This window comes from Mesorhizobium sp. NZP2298 (genome assembly GCF_013170825.1).
Classification (GTDB): Bacteria; Pseudomonadota; Alphaproteobacteria; order Rhizobiales; family Rhizobiaceae; genus Mesorhizobium.
Genome location: NZ_CP033365.1, coordinates 5,801,094 through 5,821,322 on the forward strand (window position 1 = coordinate 5,801,094; position 20,229 = coordinate 5,821,322).

Below are 20,229 nucleotides of genomic sequence, written 5' to 3' on the forward strand. Positions count from 1 at the left end.
ATCGGAAATCACGCCGGCTCAACAGGTTGCCGCATGCGGATGATTGTTTTCAAGCCGTCGCTCTCCCCCGCCAACAGCCGCTCATAGGTGGCCGGAATGTCGTCGAGGCCGATCTCGCGATCGATCAGGGCCAGCAGCGGCTCGCTCAATTCACCCAGCATCCCGACAGCGTCGGGCAGTTCGTCGGCGAAGGCATGGCACCCCAGCAGCGCGATCTCGCGTTCGACCAGAAGGTTGGGATCGAAGTCGAGACGGCCATGGAAGATGCCGACCATCGCCACCGCGCTGCCGGCATCGAGAACCCCGAGCAACTGGGTGAACGCGGCGATGCTGCCGGTCGCCTCTACGGCGGCCAGCAATGGGGCATTGCCGGTCGCGGCGGCAATGGCGTCGCGGTCGAGGTCGACGATTGTTGCGCCGGTCACCCCTGCCACGCGGGCGCAGCGCGCCTGGTTGCGGTCGGCGACAAGCACGGTGCCAGGGAAGGTTCGGGAGAGCAGCAGCGCGGCAAGACCACCGATCGGCCCGCAGCCGACGACAAGCACGGAGCCTGCCGTCTTCGGCAGACGCCGCACCGCGTGCAGCGCCACGGCAAGCGGCTCGGCCATCGCGGCGACCCGCTCGTCAATCGCTGGATCGACACCATGCAGCAGACGCTCGGGCAACACCGCCTGCTCGGCGAAGCCGCCGTCGCAGACCTCGCCGACGAAGCCCAGCGAGGCGCAGAGATGGCGCCGGCCAGCACGGCATTGCACGCAGTCCCCGCACCAGAAGCGGGAATCGGCAACCACCCTGTCGCCGACGGCGATGGTGTCGACGCCCTCGCCGAGCGCGATCACCGTGCCGGTCAGTTCATGGCCGGCCGTTGAAGGCGACCGGCCTATCCATTGGCCGGTGCGGAAATTGTGGAGGTCCGAACCGCAGATGCCGGCGGCGTCGACCCTGAGTTTCACCCAGCCCGCATCCGGCGCGCCCGGCGCGGTGATGTCCTCCACCCGCAGATCGCCGGGTCCATAAAGCCGTGCCGCCTTCATCGCCATCGTCTCCGCTCAGCAGGCGAGGTAGCGGTCGCGGATCTCCGAGACCGCGTTCTCATGCGAACTGAAGCCCTCGTAGCGGGCGAGCCTGCGGGCATGTTTCGCCAATTCCGGATAGGCGGCGGAGGTGACATAGCCGACCGACGAGCGCTTGACGAAATCCGTCACTGAGAGCGGCCCATAGGTGCGCGCCCAGCGGCTGGTTGGCAGCACGGCATTTGGCCCAAGGACGAAGTTGGCAAGCGTCACCGGCGTATGCGGACCCATCAGGATTTCGGCCGCCTCGGTGATGTGCCCGAGATGCGCGAACGGCTCCTTCGACAGGATTTCCAGATGCTCCGGCGCATAGTCGTTGATGAAGCGGTAGCTGTCTTCCAGCGACGCGGTCAGCACGATGCCGCCGCGTTTTCCGGTCAGCACCGCGCGCGAAAATTCCACGCGCTGTTCGGTCATCCGCGACCAGTGCTCCGGGAGTGCGGCAAGTGCAGCCTCGGCGACCTTGCGGCTGTGCGTCACCAGATAGGCCGAGGAATCCGGCCCGTGTTCGGCCTCGATCAACAGATCGAGCGCGGCAAGGCCGCCGTCGACGCTGTCATCAGCGAAGATGACGGCTTCCGACGGGCCAGCCGGAAGACCGGTGTTGATGATCGACGACAGCACGCTCTTGGCCGCAACCACCCACGGGCTGCCGGGGCCGACGATCTTGAGCGCCTGCTTGACCGTCTCGGTGCCGTAGGCGACGGCGGCGACGGCCTGGGCGCCGCCGCATTTGTACACCGTCTGCACGCCGGCGAGACGAGCAGCCACGAGCGTCGCCGCATCCACGGAGCCATCCGATGTCGGCGGCGTCACGATGGCGATCTGCGGCACGCCGGCAATGACCGCCGGAACCGACGTCATCATCGTCACCGACGGAAACGCACCCTTCCCGCGCGGCACGTAAAGCGCGACGGAGGCGATCGGCGTGTAGCGGTCGCCGGCATAGGCGCCCGGCCGAACTTCCTTGAGCCACATGGTTTCCGGCTTCTGCTCCTCATGGAAACGCCGGATGTTGTCGATGCCGAAGCCTATGCTTTCCACGACCTCTTTTTCGACCTTGTCGAATGCGGCGTCGAACTCGGCTTCCGAGACCTTCAGCCCGCCCTCCGTGACATCAGCCTTGTCGAGTTCCCTGGCGAAGCGGATCAGCGCGGCATCGCCCTCGTCCTTGACGGCCTGGATGATCGGGCGGACCTTTTCGACGAAGACAGACAGATCGCTCTCGGCGCGTTTCAGCAGGCCGCCCCGCTGGGTGTTGTCGAGGGATGACAGATCGTGGAAGCTGATGTCGGACATGGATATTCCTCGTTGTTGGAACGCAATGTGCCGGCCGGTCACAGTGCGAAAGATTTTGATTTCGAACCTTGGTGCGAGCCGCCTCAAATCGATGCCAGGAAGCCGCCATCCACCGGAATGGACTGGCCGGTGATGTAGGCCGCCGCATCCGAGGCAAGGAACACGGCGACGCCGTGCAGGTCACGGAGATCGCCGAAACGGTGCTGCGGGATCTTGGCCAGCATCGACTGCTGCCATGCCGCGTTGCTGTAGAACACATCCGTCATCGCGGTCCTAAAGTAGCCCGGAGCGATGGCGTTGACCCGGATGCCGAGATCCGCCCATTCCGCTGCCAGCGCCCGCGTCATGCCGAGCAGACCGGATTTCGACGAGCCATAGGGCACCGCGGTGGGGATGCCGACTTCCGAGGTCAGCGAGCAGAGATTGATGATGGCGCCGGGTCGGCCGGCGTCGCGCATCTGCCTTGCCGCGGCCTGGGCGCAGAAGAACGCGCCCTTGAGATTGGTATCGACGATCCGATCCCACAGCGCCTCGTCGACGTCGAGCGAGGGCCTGACCTCTTCCATCCCGGCATTGTTGACAAGGATATCGAGACCGCCAAGCAGGCTTGCAGCCTCGGCGGTGGCCGTCCGGCAGCGATCGACATCGGTGACGTCGAGGGCAACCGCATGCGCAACCCCGCCGGCCGCGCGGATCGCTGCTGTCGTCTCCTCAAGCGAGGCCAGGCTGCGCGCGGTGACCGCGACATCGGCGCCGGCAGCGCTCAGCGCCTCGGCGATGCTGCGGCCGATGCCCCGGCTGGCGCCGGTGACCAGCGCCTTCCTGCCGGCAAGATCGAACAGAGAAGCATTGCGCATGTGATCCTCCTTGCCGCTGTCGGCTCCCGCTTGCATGGCGAGACTATCAGATCAGGTTCCATATACAAGCATGTACAAACTGTTTCGGCTACGCTACTCCTGTCAAAATTCGCCGCACCCGCACGCCTGTCGGTGACCCGGCTCGCCCCCCGGGGACGATGCAGCGAAATCCAGTGTTTGAGAAACCCGGTCGATGACGGGAGTCCGTCGCATGGCCGCAGAGGAGCCCGCTCGTGTCAAAAGCCGCGAATATGGTCCGAGCCGAGGTTACGCGCCTGTCGCCTTACAATTCCGGGCTGACCATCGCCGAAGTCATGCAGCGATACGCTCCAGCCAGGATCGCCAAGCTGGGCTCGAATGAAAACCCGCTAGGCCCGAGCCCGACGCTCGCCACCATGATGCAGGCCGGCGGCGAGATGTTCCGGCTCTATCCGGATCCGGCCGGGCGCGCACTGCGCCAGGCCATCGCCGCGAGATATGAATTCAACGAGGACCAAATTATCCTCGGCAATGGGTCGGAGGACTTGCTCTCCGTCATCAGCCGCGCGGTGTTGCGGCCCGGCGATACCATCGTCACGCTTTATCCGTCGTTCCCGCTGCACGAGGACTATGCGACGCTGATGGGCGCAACCATCCACCGTGTGGCCGTCAACGACGATCTCACGATCAATGTCGACGGCCTGATCGAGGCGGTGCGCGAAAGGCCGCGCTTGCTGATGTTCTCGAACCCTATGAACCCCGTCGGCAGTTGGCTCTCCGGCAGGGATCTGTCGAAGGTGCTGGATGCCGTCGGTGAGGAGACTCTGATCGTCATCGACGAAGCCTATGCCGAATATGCGCTAGGTGAGGACTATGCCTCGTCACTGCGTTACCTCAGCGAACGCGACCGGCCCTGGATCGTGCTGCGGACATTTTCCAAGGCGTTCGGCCTGGCTGGATTGCGGATCGGCTTCGGCATCGTCGGCGATCCGGAATTGCGTGCGCTGCTCGACAGGGTGCGCACACCGTTCAACGCCAATGGCGTTGCGCAGGCGGCCGCGCTGGCCGCGCTCGCGGATGAGGAACACCTCGCCAAGGTCGTCGCACTGGCCAGGACGGAGAGAGCGCGTCTCGAGAATTTCCTGGCGAGCAAGGGCCTCGAAGTCGCCCGTTCCCGAGGCAATTTCCTGTTCTTCAACTGCGGGCAAGATGCCAGCGCATTCGTCGAAGGCCTGCTGCGCGAAGGCGTCATCGTCAAACCGTGGAGGCAGGACGGTTTTGACAGCTACGTGCGTGTCAGCATCGGCTCGCCAGCGGAGAACGACCACTTCATGGCGGCGCTGTCGCAGCTGTTGTGATTTCCCGAAAGCCATGCTGAATTGCCTGGCGCGCACCGGGCACGATATCCGACGGTCTGCCGTTGCAATATGGAGTTTTTCGCAGGTGGCGCATCCCCTTTCGCCCGACGGCTTCCGTCCAGCCTCTCGGGCCTGTGTTCTTCCCTGTCACCTTGACGATGCCCAGCATGCTTGAGAGCAACCCACCGAAGAGCCTCTACCGCGAAACGGCCGGCGGCACCGGCGACTACCCTGCCCTCGCCGGCGCGCGGCGGGCGACGGTCGCGATTGTCGGCGGTGGCTTCACCGGCCTTTCGACCGCCCTGCATCTGGCGGAAGCCGGCGACGACGTTGCCGTGATCGAGGCCCGACAGCCGGGCTGGGGCGCGTCGGGCAGGAATGGCGGCCAGGTCAATCCCGGCCTCAAATACGATCCCGACACGATCGAGGCGATGTTCGGCCCCGAGCTTGGGCCACGGATGATCGATTTCTCCTACAGTGCGCCGGATTTCACCTTCGGTCTTATCAGGCGCCTGTCGATCGCCTGCGAGGCGCGGCAGAACGGTACCATACGCGCGGCCATCCGGCCGAAGCCGGAAGCCGCCGTACGGACCACGGCCGCGCAATGCGTGCGGCGGGGAATGCCGGTCGAAATACTGGACGCACAGGCGATGGCGGCGCGCACCGGAACCGATCGCTACATATCGGGCATGTTCGATGCCCGCGGCGGCGACCTCCACCCTCTGAAATACAGCCTTGGCCTGGCAGAAGCCGCACGGGACGCCGGCGCGCGGATATTTGGCGGCAGCGAAGTCCTCTCGCTGAAGCGGGAGGCCGGGCGATGGGTCCTCAAAACCGCGAACGGCTCAATCAGCGTCGAGAAAGTGCTTGTCGCGACCAATGGCTATACCGGAACCCTGTGGCCGGGCCTGCAGCAGTCGCTGGTTCCGGTGTTCAGCGCGATCGCGGCGACCGAACCTCTTTCATCGACGGTCGCGACCCAAATTCTCCCCGACAGGCCTGTCGTCTACGAGGCCGGCAACATCACCGTGTACTACCGCATCGACGCCCAGAACCGTCTTCTCATGGGCGGCCGGGGACCGATGAGGCCCATCGGAGATGCTTCCGCCATCGGCTACCTCACCGATTATGCGCTGCGGCTGTGGCCGGCGCTTGCGGGCATACGCTGGACACACGCCTGGAACGGCCGGGTAGCGATCACCAAGGACCATCTTCTGCACATTCACGAGCCGGAAGACGGCGTCCTGATCTGCCTTGGCTACAATGGCCGTGGCGTCGCCATGGCATCGGCAATAGGCGCTGCCCTGGCGCGGCGCCTGCGAGGCAACGAGACGTCGCTGTTTCCCATGCCGATATCGCCGCTCCAGCCAATCCGGTTTCACCGCTTCTGGCCGCTCGGGGTGAAGGCCGCGATCCTTTCCGGGCGGCTGAAGGACCGGTTCGGGATCTGACGCGGTGAGCCCGCACGGCCTGACGGCTCACGGATCGCGAGAAAAACTATGCTTTCAGGTCAGACAATCTTTGGGCATGCCATCTCAGATGGTCGTCCATGAATGTCGAAATGAAGAAATACGAGTGGTCGTAGCCATCCTGCATGCGCAGCGTCAGCGCAATGCCAGCCTTGGCGCAGGCAGCCTCCAGAAGCCAGGGCTTCAGCCCATCATTGAGAAATCCGTCCGACGTTCCCTGATCGACGAAAAACTCCGGGAAACGGTGGCCATCCTCGATGAGCAAGGTGGTATCGTAAGGCCGCCATGATGTCTCGTCCGCGCCGAGATACTTTTCGAAAGCCGGCCGCGACCAGCCGGCGGTGCTCGGCTGCACGATCGGCGCGAAGGCCGAGCAGCTTTTGAAACGTTGGGGATTTTTGAGCGCGATCGTCAGCGCGCCATGCCCGCCCATCGAGTGGCCGAAGATCGCCTGGCGCGTCATGTCAGCCGGAAATTCCCGCGCGATCAACGCCGGCAATTCCTCGGCGACATAGGAATACATGCGGTAGTTCCTGGCGTAGGGCTCTTGCGTCGCATCGAGGTAAAAGCCGGCGCCGGCGCCGAACTGCCAATTGTCCTTCTCGTCGGGAATGTCGGCGCCGCGAGGGCTGGTGTCGGGACAGACAACGATCAGGCCAAGCTCGGCGGCCATGCGCCTGTACTCACCCTTGTCCATGACGTTGGCATGGGTGCAGGTAAGGCCGGAGAGGTACCACACGACAGGACAAGGTTTTTCACGAGCCTGCGGCGGCACGAAGACGGCGAAAATCATGTCGCAGGAGCAGACATCCGAAGCGTGGGAATAGACGCCCTGCACGCCGCCATGCGACTTGGCCGAGGAGATGGTCTTCATCCGGTCCGACATGTGTTTCTTCTCCGCCAAACGTCCTTCACGGCCGCCTGTCTACGGCATGGGCCGGGAGCGCGGCAACCCTGATGGATTGGACCATGGTTCCCAGGCCAGGCGGCGGCCTAAAATCATCCCCATAAGGGCCAAGCCATTGACCGTCACCCAGTGCCGGTTCGGGCGTCCGAGTCGGCCGAGGTGGTGCGGGTAACGACACTGACGATGGATGGCTTGAGATCGGCCGAATACTCGAAAGCGATCTTTGTCCAGTCTTCATCGAATGCATTGGATTCGCCGCCACCAGGCCGGGCAAAGCCCAGACGACCCCTCGCCTCAAATAACAGCTTCTTCCAGGAACGGCTCGTTGCGCGCAATGCGCTCGTAGCAGAACGGCGACAGGTCGAGCGTCTGGAAAGACCCGTGGACGATGAGTTCCGAGACCGCACGCCCCACGGCCGGCGACTGTTGCAACCCATGCCCGGAGAAGCCATTGGCGAACATGAAGTTTCTCACCTCGGGGTGGAAGCCGACGATGCCGTTGTGGTCGAGCATGTTGTATTCGTAGTGGCCGGTCCAGCTGGTCTGGACCTTCAGCGCATCGAAGGCCGGAATGCGATGCCAGAGCGACGGCCAGATATAGTCGTCGAACTCCTCGAAATGCATTTCGAAGTCGTCATAGTCGGCTGGGCCGTCGCCCTGCGGCGTGTTGCCGGTGAGGAAAAGCTCGCCTTCCGGCCGCACGAAGGTGCCGGAGAGGTCGATGACGTTGGGCATGCGGCCGGGGATCGGATTGGCGCTGGCGAAGACGAAGCTGTAGCGCTTGTAGGGCGCGACCGGGATGGACAGGTTGGCCATGGCGGCGACCTGCTGGGCACGCGGGCCGGCGGCGTTGACCAGGGTTCCGCAGGAAATCGTCTCGCCGGTCGCCAGACGCGCCGAGACGACGCGTCCGTCTGTGACATCCAGTGCGGTCACGGCGTTGTCGATATATTCGACGCCGCTGGCGCGCGCGGCGCGGCGGAACCCATTGAGCAGGCCCATGGAATCGAACCAGCCCTCTTCGCGCGAGCCCCAGGAGCCACCGCCGAGATCATCGACGTTCAGCCAGGGGAAACGTTCCTTCAACGGGCCGGGTTCGAGGAAGACCGTGTGGGCGCCGAGGCTACGCTGCAGATCCACCCTTTCGCGCGCCGCTTCCACGCCTTCAGGCGAGCAACAGTAGAGATAGCCATATTCCTTGAAGCCGAGATCGGGCGCCGGCTCATCCTTGTAGAAGGGCGCCATCCGTTCCGGAAACCCACGGATGATGTCGATGCCGAATTGGCTGATCTTCACATTGATCGGATTGGAATATTGCTGGCGGATGGCGCTGGTGGAGAGCGCCGTCGAAGAAAAGGTGTAGCTCGAGTCACGCTCGACCACGAGGATCGATGCGCCATTGCCCAGCGCCTGGCTGAGCCAATAGGCCGTCGACGAACCGACGACCGCGCCGCCGACGATGACGATGTCGTAGGCGGTGCGCGTCGGCGCCTTGTAGGGAGGAATTGCCACGGTCTGTCTCCGGTCTACTGGTTGAATGAAGCGATCAGCGCATCCGAGCCGCGAGCCAAAAGGCCAAGGTCCGAGCCGACGGCAACCATGGTGAAGCCGTCGGCGAGATAGCGGTCGGCATCGGCCTTTGCCGGCGCCAGTATGCCGCTGGCCTTGCCCGCTGCCTTTGCGGCCTTGCGAACCGAGGCGATGGCCTCCTGCACATGCGCGGCACCCGGATTGCCCATAGAGCCCATATTGGTGGAGAGGTCGCCGGGGCCGACGAAGAGGACATCGACGCCATCAACGGCCGCGATTTCGGCGGCATTGGCAACACCCAGTTCATCCTCGATCTGCACGGCGAGAAGCTGCTGCTCACGCGCCTTGGCGTGGTAGCCGGCGATGCGGCCGAAGGCGTTGGCGCGGTGACCGACCGAATAGCCGCGAAACCCGCCGGGCGCATAGGTCATGGCCGCAACGATGGCGCGGGCTTGCTCGGCGGTCCGCACATTGGGGATCATCAGGCTGCGCGCACTGATATCGAGCGCCTGCTTGATCAGATTGGGATCGTCGGACGGCAGCCTGACGACGGCCTCGCTGTCGAAGCCGCCCATGACCTGAAGCTGCGCCATGATGCTGCGCAGATCGTTGGGGCTATGTTCGCCGTCGATCAGCACCCAACCGGCTCCGCAGCCGGCGACGATCTCCGTGGTCAGGGCCGAAGCCAGTGAGCACCAGATGCCGATATGAGCCCGGCCGGCCGTCACGGCGGCCTTCAATGTGTTGCGGCGCTCCTGCATTTCGCGATCGGTCTCCAGCCAAATAAGATGCATTGAAATTTGTATGATGTCCTATATCATATGGCTAACTTTGGCTGCAAGGCCGGTTTCACTGGAGGGGTCTGCTTGGGAGTTTGGACATGAAGATCGGCTTCATCGGGCTTGGCGTCATGGGTGCACCGATGGCGCGCCATCTCGCCGCTGCCGGGCATGAGATCATGACGGTTCTGAACCGCTCCCCTCTGCCGAGCGACCTGAAGGCATCGGTCGTCGCCTCCCCAGCCGAGGTGGCGCGGCTGTCCGAGATGACAGTCACCATGCTGCCCGACACCCCTGACGTGGAGCGCGTCCTGTTGGGAAAGGACGGCGTCGTCGAGGGACTATCGGCCGACAAGCTGGTGATCGACATGAGCTCGATCAGCCCGATCGCCACGGCCGAGTTCGCGGCGAAGGTTCGCGAGACCGGAGCCGGCTATCTCGACGCGCCGGTCTCGGGCGGCGAGGTCGGCGCCAAGGCGGCGAAACTCACCATCATGGTTGGCGGGCCGGCCGCTGAGTTCGAACGGGCGCTGCCGATCTTCGAGACGCTCGGCAGGAACATCACCTTGATCGGCGAACAGAATGGCGCCGGACAGACCTGCAAGATCGCCAACCAGATCATCGTCGCGCTCAACATCGAAGCCGTGGCCGAAGCGCTTGTCTTCGCCAGCAAGGCCGGCTGCGACCCGGCCAAAGTGCGCAGCGCGCTAATGGGCGGCTTTGCCGCTTCTCGCGTGCTGGACGTGCATGGCGAGCGCATGATTGCCCGCACGTTCGCACCGGGCTTTCGCATCCGGCTGCACCAGAAGGACCTCAATCTCGCGCTCGAAAGCGCCCGCGCGCTTGGCGTGGCCCTGCCGAACACCGCCGTGGCGCAGCAGCTTATGAATGCCTGCTCGGCCCGGACAGGCGGCGCGGAAGCCGACCACTCGTCCCTCGTCAAGGCGCTCGAGATGCTGAGCGACCATGAACTGTCAAACGGAAAGGAATAAATCGATGCGCGGAACCGGCAAGGCCGACGTCTTCGTCATGCTGGCCCATCCCGTGGGCCATGCCAAGAGCCCCGGCATGTTCAACGAAATCTTCGAGCAGAAGGGCCTCGACAGCCTGATGGTGCCGCTGAGTTGCCGCCCGGAGGATTTCGAGACCTTCTGGGCCGGCATCACGGCGGCCGAGAACATCCGCGGCGTCATCATCTCGGTGCCGTACAAGGTCGCGGTCTACCACAAATGTTCCGCCGCGCATGACCGCGCCGCGCGGGTTGAGAGCGCCAATTCCGTGCGCCGCCAGGCCGATGGAAGCTGGTACGCCGACAATTTCGACGGCGTCGGCTTCATCGACGGCCTCAGGGCTGGCGGGCACCAGATTGCCGGCCGCCGCATCCTCCAGGTCGGTGCCGGCGGCGCCGGCGCGTCGCTGACCTACTGTCTGGCCGAGGAAGGCGCAGCGGAGATCCGGCTGACCGACATCGACAGGGGACGCGCGGAGAAGCTGGCCGCGCTGGTCGGCAAGTCCTTTCCAAAATGCCGTATCGAGATCGGCCAGCCCGATCCGTCTGGCATGGACATGGCGATCAACGCCACGCCTTCCGGGCTGAAGGCTACCGATCCGCTGCCCATGGATGTGACGAAGCTGACGCCTGACATGACGGTCGTCGACATCATCATGGAGCCGGCCGAGACGGCGCTGCTCAAGGCGGCAAAGGAGATCGGCTGCCGCGTCCAGCCTGGACGCCCGATGATGGACTTCCAGGTTGAAGCCATGGCCGAATTCTTCGACATCGAGCGCAAGGACCGCGGCCATGGCTGAGACAATGACGGCCGTCGTCATCGGCGGCACTTCGGGCATAGGCCGCGCGATCGCCTTGCGCTTCGCCGAGGACGGCTACCAGGTTGTCGTCGCCGGCCGGGACGCGACACGAGGCAAGGAGGCGGCCAGCGCCTGCGAGACGGCGGGCGCACCGCGCGCTCTGTTCGTCCAGACCGATGTCGCCGAAGCCGCTTCGGTGGAGGCGCTGGCGCAGGCCGTCAGCGCTGCGTTCGGCACGCCTGAAGTCGCAATCAACTGCGCCGGCATCCTGCAGAGCGGCAAGCATGTGCTCGATCAGGATCTGGACGAGGACGAGAAGATGTGGCGGGTGAATTATCGCGGCACGCTGCTGGGGTGCCAGGTGTTCGGTCGGCTTATGTCGGCCGCCGGGCACGGCGCCATCCTGAACGTCGGCTCGCTCGCCTCCTTCGCGCCGCTGTCGCTACCAGCCTACACGCCTGGAAAGCATGCGGTTCTGGCACTCACCCAAATCCTGGCGGCAGAACTCGGCCCGCACGGCGTCCGCGTCAACGCGGTGGCGCCCGGCTACACGCTTTCCGATGGGCTGAAAGCCAGGATCGCCAAGGGCGAGCGAAACCCCGAAGCCATCCAGGCGACCACGGCGCTGCGCCGTTTCGTCGAGCCGCGCGACGTTGCCGAGGCGGCATTATTCCTCTGCTCGGATCGTGCGGCATCGATAACCGGCGTCACCTTGCCTGTCGACGCCGGCTGGCTCGTGCAGGCGCCTTACGCGCAATACCTGCAAGGCAATCCCATCCGGCGCACGCCGGCAATCTGACCCGAGCCGGCGGATGCCGGCAAACTGACCCAGCCGGCGGATGCCGGCAAACCGACAAGGACAACCCGTGAGCGATATCAAGCGTTTCGACTTCGACACCCGCATCCACCATGGTGTCATCCACAATGGCACGCTCTATCTCACCGGCCAGGTCGCGAGACCGGGCCAGTCCGCCGCCGACCAGATGCGCGAGGTGCTGGGCAAGATCGATGCACTGCTGGCCAAGGCAGGTACCGACAAGACCCGCATCCTGCACGTCCAGATGTGGCTGGATGACGTCAGGGATTTCGACGAGGTCAACACCGTCTGGGACGCCTGGATACCGAAAGAACATGCGCCGGCGCGCTCCTCCGGCGAAGGACGGATGGCCAAGCCCGGAATGCTGGTCGAGCTGATCGTCACCGCGGCAGTTTGAATGGTCCTGCCGGTTCGGGCATCATCGCGAATCTGGTTAGAGCAGTTCACGTTTCACGGAGACGACGAACCACTCTAACTCTTTGTTTTTGGCGCAATTCCGGACGGAGAACCGTTTACACTTTTGCTGGAATCGCTCTAAGGGGAGACTGATGACGAAGCGCAAGCCGCTTTCCACCGTCGTGGCGGAAAGCCTGTCCGAAAAGATCCGTTCCGGACAGTTGCTTCCCGGCGCGCAGTTGCCGACCGAGGCGGAGCTTTGCGCCGAATACGACGTCAGTCGCACGGTGGTGCGGGAAGCAGTAGCGCGGCTGCGCTCCGACGGCATGGTGGTGCCTCAGCAAGGGCGCGGCATGTTCGTCAGCGAGACGCCGGCGCCACGCAATTTCTCGATCCCGGACGAAGCGCTCAGGACCTTGCCGGAAACCATCGCCTTGCTCGAACTGAGGCTGAGCGTCGAAGTGGAGTCCGCCGGGCTCTGCGCGGAACGGCGGACCGACGCGGAGGCGAACGGCATCCGTGCCCTGATGGAACAGGTCGACGCCCAGCAGGCGGATCCGGCCGTGGTCCAGATCCACTACGACTATGATTTCCACCTGGCGATCGCCAAGGCGGCCCGCAATGAATTCATTCACGGCTTCCTGGCCTATCTCAGGCCCATGATCGTGCCGCGCTTTCAGCTCGGCTACGTGGTCACGCCGGAGCGCAAGGACAGCTACTACACGCGCATCCACAACGAGCACAAAGCCATCGTAGACGCCATCGAAAGGCAGGACGGCCGCGCCGCGCGCCAGGCCATGCGCAAGCACCTGCATAACAGCCTCGGGCGCGTGCGCGCGCTGGCTCGGGCTTCCGGCATCGAGGCAACGGAGGCGCAGCAGAAGGCGGCGGCGGCCTCGTTGTTCACCGATATGAAAAGGCCCTCTCCGACCGGCGGATAGTGCCCGGTGACGTCGATCGCATAGGCATTCGCCGGGAATCAGATTGGCCACGCATTGCGAAAGCCATGTTTTTTGCTCGGCCGGCTGACCGAAACCGTTTTCAACAGGCAGAGAATGTTGCTTTCCCGCCGTTTCCCCGGATTTTCCGCCTCCACGCCGGGCTGACCACCCGTCCAGTTTTCAGGCAAGAAAAAAGAATTCGAAAGTTTATCTTTCCTTTTTGCTGGTTTTCTTGGTTTCGCGGCGCTGGCCCGCGCCGCAGACTGAAAACCAGGCAAACGGGGAAGCCCACGTGACGACAGCCTTCATCACCGGAGCGACGAGCGGCATAGGACGGGCGATGGCGATCGCGTTGAGCGATGCCGGCTATGACGTCTATGCGGTCGGGCGCAGCCAGGCCGCGCTCAAGGAGCTGCAGGCCGAGCGGCCGGGCATCGTGCCGATCGCCGTCGACGTCACCGATCGTGAGGCGCTGGAGGCGGTTCTGGCGGATCTCACGATCGACGTGCTGATCAACAATGCCGGAATCATGCCGCCACTCGGCAATTTCGCCGACATGAAGATATCGGACATCGACACCACGCTGGAGGTGAACCTCAGCGCGGCGATCCTGCTCACCCGCCTCGTCGTGCCGCAGATGCGCGAGCGGCAGTCTGGCCACATCCTGTTCACCGGCTCCACGGCGGGCCACGCGGCATATTCCAACATTGCCGTCTATTCGGCCACCAAGGCGGCGATATCAGGCTTCGCCGCCGCGCTGCGCGCCGACCTCTCCCCATCAGGCATACGCGTCACCGAGATCGTGGCCGGTCGTGTCGAGACGCAGCTCTACCAGGACATCCTCGACTCCAAGGCACGTGCAGCCATGTACGCCAGCAAAGTCGTGCAGCCGGATGACGTGGCCAGGATGGTGGTCGGTGTGCTTGCGCTCCCCGCATGGGCCGACGTTACCCGTTTCGACATCATGCCGACCTGGCCAACCTCGCCGAGCGGCACCAAGTAAGGAAGACTGGAATGAAGGATCTTTCCGTTCTGATCGTTGGCGGCGGCGCCGGCCTCGGCGCGCTCCTGGCTGGGATGGCCGTGGAGGCCGGGGCGGCAAGGATCGGCATCATCGACATCAATCAGGAGGCTGCCGAATCCGCGCTCGCGCCGGCGAAGGCCAAGGGCTTGCCGGCCGCGACCGCTGCCTGCGACATCCAGGTCGGCCCTCAGTGCCATGCGGCCTTCGACGCCATCGTCTCAAAGCTCGGGCGCATCGACACGCTGATCAATTGCGCCGCCATCTACCCACGCCGTCCGCTTCTGGAAATCAGTGACGCCGACTGGGATGCCTCCAACGGCATCAACATCAAGGGCACCTATCACATGATGGTGGCGGCGGTTCGCCACATGCAATCGCAGGAGCCCAAGGCGCATGTCCGCGGCCGTATCGTCAACCTGACCTCCGTCGACGCCTTCAAGGCGCATCCGCAGAATGCCCACTACGCGGCAACCAAGGCCGCCGTCGTCAGCCTGACGCGCTCCTTCGCCCATCACGTGGCGAAGGACGGGATCCTGGTGAATTCGGTGGCACCCGCCGGCATGGCCACGGAGCGGGCGAAAGCGCTCGGCTTCCTGGAGGAGCTGGCCAAGGCAAGCCCGCTCGGCCGTGGCGCCGAGCCGACCGAGATCGCCGAATGGGTACTCATGACGGGCGGCCCGAAGAACACCTACATGACCGGTGAAAACGTAATTGTTTCAGGTGGTTATATCTACGCCTGAGGCGGTTTTCCGCAACCGGCGACTGAATACGGCAGTGCATGATCAACGGAGCCTCGAGCGGAAGGAGCGGAATTTTCGATGACCGGCAAGCTGCGCCTTCCCTCGCTGAATGCTCTTCGCGTCTTCCACGCCGTTGCGCAGCACAGGAGTTTTCGGCAGGCCGCGGATGAATTGCTGGTCACGCCGCAAGCGGTCGGCCAACAGATCAAGCTGCTGGAAGACACACTTCAAGTGACGCTGTTCGAGCGCAAGGGCCGGTCGATCGAACTGACCGAGTCCGCCATCCTTCTCTCGCACTACGTCAAGGCCGGCTTCGACGAGTTCTCGGAAGGTGTGCGCCGCGTCACCAAGTCGAACTACCGCGACCGCATCAACCTCAATGCGAGCCCGTATTTCGCCACGCACTATCTGCTGCCCAGGCTTTCGCTGTTCCGGGAAATCCTGCCGGGCGCGGATCTGCGCCTGACGACGATGGTCGACCTGCCCGATTTCGGGCGCGACGACATCGATATGACCGTGCAGTGGGGTTACGGCAACTGGCCGGACTATGAAACCACGCTGCTGGTGCCGGACCCGAAGATCATCTGCTGCACGCCGGCGATCGGCGAAAAGATCAAGTCGGCGCATGATCTGACGAAGTTCACGCTGCTCGACACCGTCAAGTCGAAGCGCCTGTGGCCGGACATATTGCGCCACCTTGGCGTCGAGCTGACGGATGGCGACCGCAGCATCAGCTTCGACGACGCGGCGACCATGCGCCGCGCAACCCTGCAGGGCATTGGCGTGGGCCTGGTTTCCGTCATCGACGCCGAGGAAGATTTCCGGGCGGGCACGCTGGTCGCGCCGATCGGCCGCGACGCTATCGCCGATATGAGGCCGGAGGAAGTTCCCGGCTTCTTCCTTGTCGTCCCACGCGGGCACCTGCGCGTGAAGGCTGTGGCCGCCCTGCATCGATGGCTGGCCCAACAGGATTGGCGAAGCGACCTCACGATCCCCTTGCCGAAACCGACCCCGCTTTCCGACTAGGAAGCGGCTTCGAGACCGAGCCTCGGAAAGTTTCTTTCGGGACTCCAACAACAAGAAACGGAACAACCTCAACAGTGGAGACAACATCATGAAGACGATGAAATGGGGGGCTGCGGCCCTGGCCCTTGGCCTCGTGCATTTTTCGGCGCCGGCGCAAGCCGCCGGCGGCAAGACGCTCGAGACGGTCAAGGCACGTGGCGTGCTGAACTGCACCGGCCATGACGGCTCCTATCTCGGCTTCGCCGAGGTGGACGACAAGGGCAACTGGAAGGGCATGGACATCGATCTCTGCAAGGCAGTGGCCACGGCGGTGTTCGGCGATCCGGCAAAGCTGAAGGTCGTTCCGATCAGCTGGGCGCAGCGCTGGCCGGCTTTGCAGTCGGGCGACGTCGACATCATCATCAAGGCGTCGGGCGGCACGCTCAGCCGCGACACGGAACTGGGGCTGCAGTTCTCCATGTCCTACTACCTCGGCACGACCAAGGTGATGGCGCACAAGGAACTCAATCTGAAGTCGCTCAAGGATGCCGCGGGCGGCACGATCTGCATTCCTGCCGGCACCTCGCAGGAGCAGCAGGTCGCGGCCTATACGGCCAAGCTGGGCATCAAGCTCGAGCCCGTGCTCATCGAAAAGACCGAGGAGCTCGAACAGGCCTACTTCTCGGGACGCTGCGATCTCTACGCGCAGTGGGGTCCCACACTTGCCATTGCACGCATCGCCAAGGGCAAGGTCGAAGACCATGTCATCCTGCCCGACGTGCTGGCGGTCGAGCCTGAAGTGATGATCATGCGGCAAGGCGACGACAATTGGGTCGATATCGCCAACTGGACGCTGAGCACCCTGATCTTCGCCGAACAGGAAGGCATCACCTCCAAGAATGTCGATGAGATCAAGGCCAAGCCGACCTCGCCGCAGGTGGCCAAGTTCCTCGGCGTGACGCCGGGCATGGGCAAGGGGCTCGGACTCTCCGACGACTGGGCCTACAAGGTGATCAAGAATGTCGGCAATTACGGTGAGATCTTCGACCGCGATCTCGGCAAGGATTCGCCCTACAAGATGGACCGTGAACTGACCAATTTGTGGAACAATGGCGGCGTCCTGTTCCCGCTGGTCATCGACTGATCCGGTCTGAACGCATCCCGGTTCAGGCTCCGCCCGGCAGAAGCCGGGCGGAGCCGACGGCAATTTCGAGAAAGATTGGTCAATGAGCAGCCTGCTGAGAAATCAGAAGGTCCGCAACACGCTGTTGCAGGTTCTCTATGTCGGCTCGATCGCAGCGCTGGTGCTTGCCGGTGTGGTGATCGCGCGACGGAATCTGGCCGAGCAAGGGATCACCTCCGGCTTCGACTTCCTGTTCAAGTCGACAGGCTGGGACGTGAACTTCACGCTGCTGCCCGCCACGGCCAATGACCCCTATTGGTGGTTCTTCCTCATCGGCATCACCAACACACTGTTCTTGGGGACTGTCGGCCTGGTGCTGGCGACGATAGTCGGAACGATCGTTGGCCTGGCGCGGACCTCCAGCAACGAATTGGCGCAGCTGCTTGGCCGCACCTATGTCGACATCTTCCGCAACATCCCGCTGATCCTCCAGGTCTTCTTCTGGTACGCGCTGATCACGCATTTGCCGACGCCACGCGCAGCGCATGAAGCCTGGGGCTTTCTGCTGACCAGCCGGGGGCTCTATATCCCGTTCCCGAATGTCCGCGGCGTGACAATGGTGCTGGCCCTGTTTGCCTTGATCGCGGCAATAGCGCTGCCGGTCTGGCTGGGCAGGACGTCACGGCTCAGCCAACCCGTTGGCGGGCGGCATGCCATCCAGTTCGCCGTCGCGGCGGCAGCACTTGCCTGTGCCGCGATCATTCTGGCGATCGGCCGCCTGCCCGACGCGCCGTTCATCGACTTTCCGGCACTGCAGGGCCTCAACCTCAGGGGCGGCCTGCGCATTCCGCCGGAGTTTTCCGCGCTGGCCATCGCCATCGCGATCTATGGCGGCTCCTACATCGCCGAGATCGTGCGCGGTGGCTTCAAGTCTGTCGGCAAGGGTCAGATGGAAGCGGCGCTCTCGCTGGGCCTCAGCCCCTGGCGGGTGTTCACGCTGGTGCGGCTGCCGCTCGCGTTGCGCGCCATGCTGCCGATCCTTGCCAACCAGTATGTCTGGCTGATGAAGGCGACCACGATGGGCATTGCGGTGGGCTTCACGGATTTCTTCATGATCGTGGCGCTGACGATCAATCATTCCGGCCAAACCCTCGAGGTGATCGGCATCCTGATGGCGGGCTTCCTCGCCATCAACCTCTCGCTGGCCGCCCTGTTCAACCGCCTCAACAAGGCCATTGCCCTCAAGGGCAATCAGCTGAGGGGCTAAGCCATGGAGATTGTCGCTCCGCCCGCCCCCGGAAAGCTCGAGGATCTGAGGCGACGCTTTTTCGCGACGCCGCTTCAGGCGGTGATGTCTCTGATCTGCCTGGCGATCATGGCCTTCATCGTCTGGAAGCTGCTGACCTGGGCGGTCTTCTCCGCTGTCTTCACCACGGCCGGCGGGCCCGAGGCCTGCCAGGCCGCGGCCGGAGCCTGTTGGTCGGTCATCGCGGCCAGGTGGCGCATCATCCTCTTCGGCCTCTATCCCTATGAAGAGCAATGGCGCTCGGCGCTGGCCTGCGTGGCCGTGGTGGTGATGACTGTGCTGAGCTGTATTCCAGCCTTCTGGACCGGCCGCCGCATCGCGCTGGTGTGGGGTATCGGAACCACCGTCTTCTACGCGCTGATGAAAGGCGGCATGCTCGGCCTGCCCTTCGTCGGCGAGGAAGCGTGGGGCGGGCTGGCGCTGACCCTGTTCATCTTTGTCACCACCTGCCTGATCGGCTTCCCGCTGGCGATCTGCCTGGCCTTGCTGCGCCGGTCGGAACTGCCCTGGATTTCCCGCACCACCGGCCTGATCATCGATGGGGTGCGCTCGCTGCCGCTGATCTCGATCCTGTTCACATTCGCCATCGTCCTGCCTTTCGCACTGCCGCAATGGCTGCAGGGCGACAAGCTGTACCGGGTGATCCTGGGATCGGCCCTGTTCTTCTCCGCTTACCAGGCGGAGATCGTGCGCGGCGGCATGCAGGGTGTTGCCAAGGGACAGGAGGAGGCAGCCATGGCGCTCGGCATGCGCTATTGGCAACGCATCGGCCGCATCCTGCTGCCGCAGGCCATGCGGAACGCGTTGCCGGCGACGATCAACCAGTTCGTCATCTCGTTCAAGGAGACCTCGCTGGTTGTCATCGTCGGCTTCTTCGAGATCCTGGCTTCCGGCAATGCTGCCTACGGCACCGGCGAATGGCGTTTCGCCTATGTCGAGGTCTATGCCTTCATCGCCTTCATCTATTTCGTCTTCGTTTTCAGCCTGTCCCGCTACGGCGCCTTCCTAGAGCGCCGCATGTCGGCCAGCGAACGCTAAGGAGGCGCGGTCGTGATTTCAGCCAAGTCGACCCAATCGGCCGGACCCGCGGTCCGCATCGAAAAGGTCGATAAATATTATGGATCGTTCCGCGCGCTGCGAAACGTCAGCCTGTCGGTGGAGCGCGGTGAGAAGATCGTCGTCTGCGGTCCGTCCGGTTCCGGCAAGTCGACCATGATCCGCTGCATCAATCGCCTCGAACAACATAACGCAGGCCGTATCACGGTACTCGGCACCGAACTCAACGACGATGTCGGCAACATAGACGAGATCAGGCGGGAGGTCGGCATGGTGTTCCAGCACTTCAACCTGTTCCCGCACATGACGGTGCTGGAGAACTGCATGCTGTCCCCGATGATCGTGCGCAGAAAGCCGCGTGCTGAAGCCGAGGCAACTGCCAGGCGCTATCTGGAGAAGGTCCGCATTCCCGAGCAGGCGATGAAGTTTCCCGGCCAGCTCTCTGGCGGCCAGCAGCAGCGGGTCGCAATCGCACGCGCTTTGTGCATGCAGCCGCAGATCATGCTGTTCGACGAGCCGACCTCGGCGCTCGATCCCGAGATGATTTCGGAAGTGCTCGATGTCATGGTCACGCTTGCCTCCGAAGGCATGACCATGATCTGCGTCACGCATGAGATGGGCTTTGCCCGCCGGGTCGCCGACCGGGTGGCCTTCATGGATGGCGGCGAGATCGTCGAAGAGGCGCCGCCGGAAGAGTTTTTCACTGCGTCCCGCAACGAGCGCACCCGACAATTCCTGTCGCAGGTGCTGGGCCATTGAAC

The 20,229-nt window shown here is 63.8% G+C and carries 21 protein-coding genes; 14 read left to right on the plus strand and 7 right to left on the minus strand.

Translation table 11 applies throughout. The annotated features are described in order from the left end of the window. Positions 1 to 8 precede the first annotated feature (8 nt). From EB231_RS28030 to EB231_RS28040, 3 genes are all read right to left on the minus strand, one after another. Positions 9 to 1,034 carry a zinc-dependent alcohol dehydrogenase gene (locus EB231_RS28030; RefSeq protein WP_172351670.1) on the minus strand — a complete coding sequence of 342 codons (1,026 nt, stop codon included), beginning with the start codon at positions 1,032 to 1,034 and terminating at the stop codon, positions 9 to 11. 15 nt (positions 1,035 to 1,049) lie between these two features. Further along, positions 1,050 to 2,372, minus strand: a complete 1,323-nt coding sequence (hisD, locus tag EB231_RS28035) for a histidinol dehydrogenase (RefSeq protein ID WP_172351671.1) — start codon at positions 2,370 to 2,372, stop codon at positions 1,050 to 1,052. Positions 2,373 to 2,455: 83 nt separating this feature from the next. Next, positions 2,456 to 3,229 (minus strand): SDR family NAD(P)-dependent oxidoreductase, encoded by a 774-nt coding sequence (locus EB231_RS28040; protein ID WP_172351672.1) that lies wholly within the window; start codon positions 3,227 to 3,229, stop codon positions 2,456 to 2,458. Positions 3,230 to 3,462: 233 nt separating this feature from the next. On the opposite strand from EB231_RS28040, the gene EB231_RS28045 reads away from it, so the two are divergent. Both EB231_RS28045 and EB231_RS28050 read left to right on the plus strand, forming a co-directional pair. Then, positions 3,463 to 4,566, plus strand: coding sequence for a histidinol-phosphate transaminase (locus EB231_RS28045; RefSeq protein ID WP_246740735.1), 1,104 nt, complete (start codon positions 3,463 to 3,465; stop codon positions 4,564 to 4,566). Positions 4,567 to 4,733: 167 nt separating this feature from the next. Next, positions 4,734 to 6,017: an NAD(P)/FAD-dependent oxidoreductase gene (locus EB231_RS28050; protein WP_172351673.1), complete on the plus strand. Its 1,284-nt coding sequence runs from the start codon at positions 4,734 to 4,736 to the stop codon at positions 6,015 to 6,017. A 46-nt stretch (positions 6,018 to 6,063) separates the two neighbouring features. Here the strand turns inward: EB231_RS28050 and fghA are convergent, their stop codons facing one another. The 3 genes from fghA to EB231_RS28065 all read right to left on the minus strand — a co-directional run bounded on the left by fghA (position 6,064) and on the right by EB231_RS28065 (position 9,233). Further along, entirely contained in the window at positions 6,064 to 6,921 is an 858-nt protein-coding gene (fghA, locus tag EB231_RS28055) for an S-formylglutathione hydrolase (protein WP_172351674.1), read from the minus strand. 315 nt (positions 6,922 to 7,236) lie between these two features. Then, entirely contained in the window at positions 7,237 to 8,454 is a 1,218-nt protein-coding gene (locus EB231_RS28060; RefSeq protein ID WP_172351675.1) for an NAD(P)/FAD-dependent oxidoreductase, read from the minus strand. Positions 8,455 to 8,468: 14 nt separating this feature from the next. Further along, positions 8,469 to 9,233 carry an HpcH/HpaI aldolase family protein gene (locus tag EB231_RS28065; protein WP_172353046.1) on the minus strand — a complete coding sequence of 255 codons (765 nt, stop codon included), beginning with the start codon at positions 9,231 to 9,233 and terminating at the stop codon, positions 8,469 to 8,471. A gap of 119 nt (positions 9,234 to 9,352) precedes the next feature. Between EB231_RS28065 and EB231_RS28070 the strand changes: the two genes are divergently transcribed. The 5 genes from EB231_RS28070 to EB231_RS28090 all read left to right on the plus strand — a co-directional run bounded on the left by EB231_RS28070 (position 9,353) and on the right by EB231_RS28090 (position 13,214). Beyond that, positions 9,353 to 10,243, plus strand: coding sequence for a 2-hydroxy-3-oxopropionate reductase (locus tag EB231_RS28070; protein WP_172351676.1), 891 nt, complete (start codon positions 9,353 to 9,355; stop codon positions 10,241 to 10,243). A gap of 4 nt (positions 10,244 to 10,247) precedes the next feature. Beyond that, positions 10,248 to 11,060, plus strand: a complete 813-nt coding sequence (locus tag EB231_RS28075) for a shikimate dehydrogenase family protein (protein WP_172351677.1) — start codon at positions 10,248 to 10,250, stop codon at positions 11,058 to 11,060. Continuing rightward, a complete protein-coding gene (locus EB231_RS28080; RefSeq protein WP_172351678.1) occupies positions 11,053 to 11,859 on the plus strand; it encodes an SDR family NAD(P)-dependent oxidoreductase in 807 nt (268 codons plus the stop codon). The genes EB231_RS28075 and EB231_RS28080 overlap by 8 nt, the downstream gene beginning before the upstream one ends. 40 nt (positions 11,860 to 11,899) lie before the next feature. Then, on the plus strand, positions 11,900 to 12,274 hold the full coding sequence (locus EB231_RS28085) for a RidA family protein (protein ID WP_206681862.1): 375 nt from the start codon (positions 11,900 to 11,902) through the stop codon (positions 12,272 to 12,274). A gap of 151 nt (positions 12,275 to 12,425) precedes the next feature. Then, the gene (locus tag EB231_RS28090) at positions 12,426 to 13,214 is read left to right on the plus strand and encodes a FadR/GntR family transcriptional regulator (protein ID WP_172351679.1); all 789 of its coding nucleotides are present in this window, start codon (positions 12,426 to 12,428) and stop codon (positions 13,212 to 13,214) included. Between the two features lie 38 nt (positions 13,215 to 13,252). Here the strand turns inward: EB231_RS28090 and EB231_RS28095 are convergent, their stop codons facing one another. Further along, positions 13,253 to 13,492: a hypothetical protein gene (locus EB231_RS28095; protein ID WP_172351680.1), complete on the minus strand. Its 240-nt coding sequence runs from the start codon at positions 13,490 to 13,492 to the stop codon at positions 13,253 to 13,255. A gap of 14 nt (positions 13,493 to 13,506) precedes the next feature. Between EB231_RS28095 and EB231_RS28100 the strand changes: the two genes are divergently transcribed. The 7 genes from EB231_RS28100 to EB231_RS28130 all read left to right on the plus strand — a co-directional run bounded on the left by EB231_RS28100 (position 13,507) and on the right by EB231_RS28130 (position 20,227). After that, a complete protein-coding gene (locus EB231_RS28100; protein ID WP_172351681.1) occupies positions 13,507 to 14,217 on the plus strand; it encodes an SDR family oxidoreductase in 711 nt (236 codons plus the stop codon). A gap of 11 nt (positions 14,218 to 14,228) precedes the next feature. Beyond that, positions 14,229 to 14,978 carry an SDR family NAD(P)-dependent oxidoreductase gene (locus EB231_RS28105; RefSeq protein ID WP_172351682.1) on the plus strand — a complete coding sequence of 250 codons (750 nt, stop codon included), beginning with the start codon at positions 14,229 to 14,231 and terminating at the stop codon, positions 14,976 to 14,978. Between the two features lie 78 nt (positions 14,979 to 15,056). After that, positions 15,057 to 16,004, plus strand: a complete 948-nt coding sequence (locus EB231_RS28110; protein ID WP_172351683.1) for a LysR substrate-binding domain-containing protein — start codon at positions 15,057 to 15,059, stop codon at positions 16,002 to 16,004. Between the two features lie 88 nt (positions 16,005 to 16,092). Further along, positions 16,093 to 17,127: an amino acid ABC transporter substrate-binding protein gene (locus EB231_RS28115; protein WP_172351684.1), complete on the plus strand. Its 1,035-nt coding sequence runs from the start codon at positions 16,093 to 16,095 to the stop codon at positions 17,125 to 17,127. Between the two features lie 82 nt (positions 17,128 to 17,209). Beyond that, positions 17,210 to 18,373 carry an ABC transporter permease subunit gene (locus tag EB231_RS28120; protein ID WP_172351685.1) on the plus strand — a complete coding sequence of 388 codons (1,164 nt, stop codon included), beginning with the start codon at positions 17,210 to 17,212 and terminating at the stop codon, positions 18,371 to 18,373. A gap of 3 nt (positions 18,374 to 18,376) precedes the next feature. Beyond that, positions 18,377 to 19,450: an amino acid ABC transporter permease gene (locus tag EB231_RS28125; RefSeq protein WP_172351686.1), complete on the plus strand. Its 1,074-nt coding sequence runs from the start codon at positions 18,377 to 18,379 to the stop codon at positions 19,448 to 19,450. A gap of 12 nt (positions 19,451 to 19,462) precedes the next feature. Further along, positions 19,463 to 20,227 (plus strand): amino acid ABC transporter ATP-binding protein, encoded by a 765-nt coding sequence (locus tag EB231_RS28130; protein WP_281411403.1) that lies wholly within the window; start codon positions 19,463 to 19,465, stop codon positions 20,225 to 20,227. Positions 20,228 to 20,229: the final 2 nt, after the last annotated feature.

Coding starts and splice junctions, on each gene's coding strand:
- EB231_RS28070 (WP_172351676.1), top strand. CDS start 9,353: ATGAAGATCGGCTTCATCGGGCTTGGCGTCATGGGTGCACCGATGGCG.
- EB231_RS28065 (WP_172353046.1), bottom strand. CDS start 9,233: ATGCAGGAGCGCCGCAACACATTGAAGGCCGCCGTGACGGCCGGCCGG.
- EB231_RS28085 (WP_206681862.1), top strand. CDS start 11,900: ATGCCGGCAAACCGACAAGGACAACCCGTGAGCGATATCAAGCGTTTC.
- EB231_RS28050 (WP_172351673.1), top strand. CDS start 4,734: ATGCTTGAGAGCAACCCACCGAAGAGCCTCTACCGCGAAACGGCCGGC.
- EB231_RS28110 (WP_172351683.1), top strand. CDS start 15,057: ATGACCGGCAAGCTGCGCCTTCCCTCGCTGAATGCTCTTCGCGTCTTC.
- fghA (WP_172351674.1), bottom strand. CDS start 6,921: ATGTCGGACCGGATGAAGACCATCTCCTCGGCCAAGTCGCATGGCGGC.
- hisD (WP_172351671.1), bottom strand. CDS start 2,372: ATGTCCGACATCAGCTTCCACGATCTGTCATCCCTCGACAACACCCAG.
- EB231_RS28075 (WP_172351677.1), top strand. CDS start 10,248: ATGCGCGGAACCGGCAAGGCCGACGTCTTCGTCATGCTGGCCCATCCC.
- EB231_RS28120 (WP_172351685.1), top strand. CDS start 17,210: ATGAGCAGCCTGCTGAGAAATCAGAAGGTCCGCAACACGCTGTTGCAG.
- EB231_RS28040 (WP_172351672.1), bottom strand. CDS start 3,229: ATGCGCAATGCTTCTCTGTTCGATCTTGCCGGCAGGAAGGCGCTGGTC.
- EB231_RS28105 (WP_172351682.1), top strand. CDS start 14,229: ATGAAGGATCTTTCCGTTCTGATCGTTGGCGGCGGCGCCGGCCTCGGC.
- EB231_RS28030 (WP_172351670.1), bottom strand. CDS start 1,034: ATGAAGGCGGCACGGCTTTATGGACCCGGCGATCTGCGGGTGGAGGAC.
- EB231_RS28090 (WP_172351679.1), top strand. CDS start 12,426: ATGACGAAGCGCAAGCCGCTTTCCACCGTCGTGGCGGAAAGCCTGTCC.
- EB231_RS28080 (WP_172351678.1), top strand. CDS start 11,053: ATGGCTGAGACAATGACGGCCGTCGTCATCGGCGGCACTTCGGGCATA.
- EB231_RS28115 (WP_172351684.1), top strand. CDS start 16,093: ATGAAGACGATGAAATGGGGGGCTGCGGCCCTGGCCCTTGGCCTCGTG.
- EB231_RS28125 (WP_172351686.1), top strand. CDS start 18,377: ATGGAGATTGTCGCTCCGCCCGCCCCCGGAAAGCTCGAGGATCTGAGG.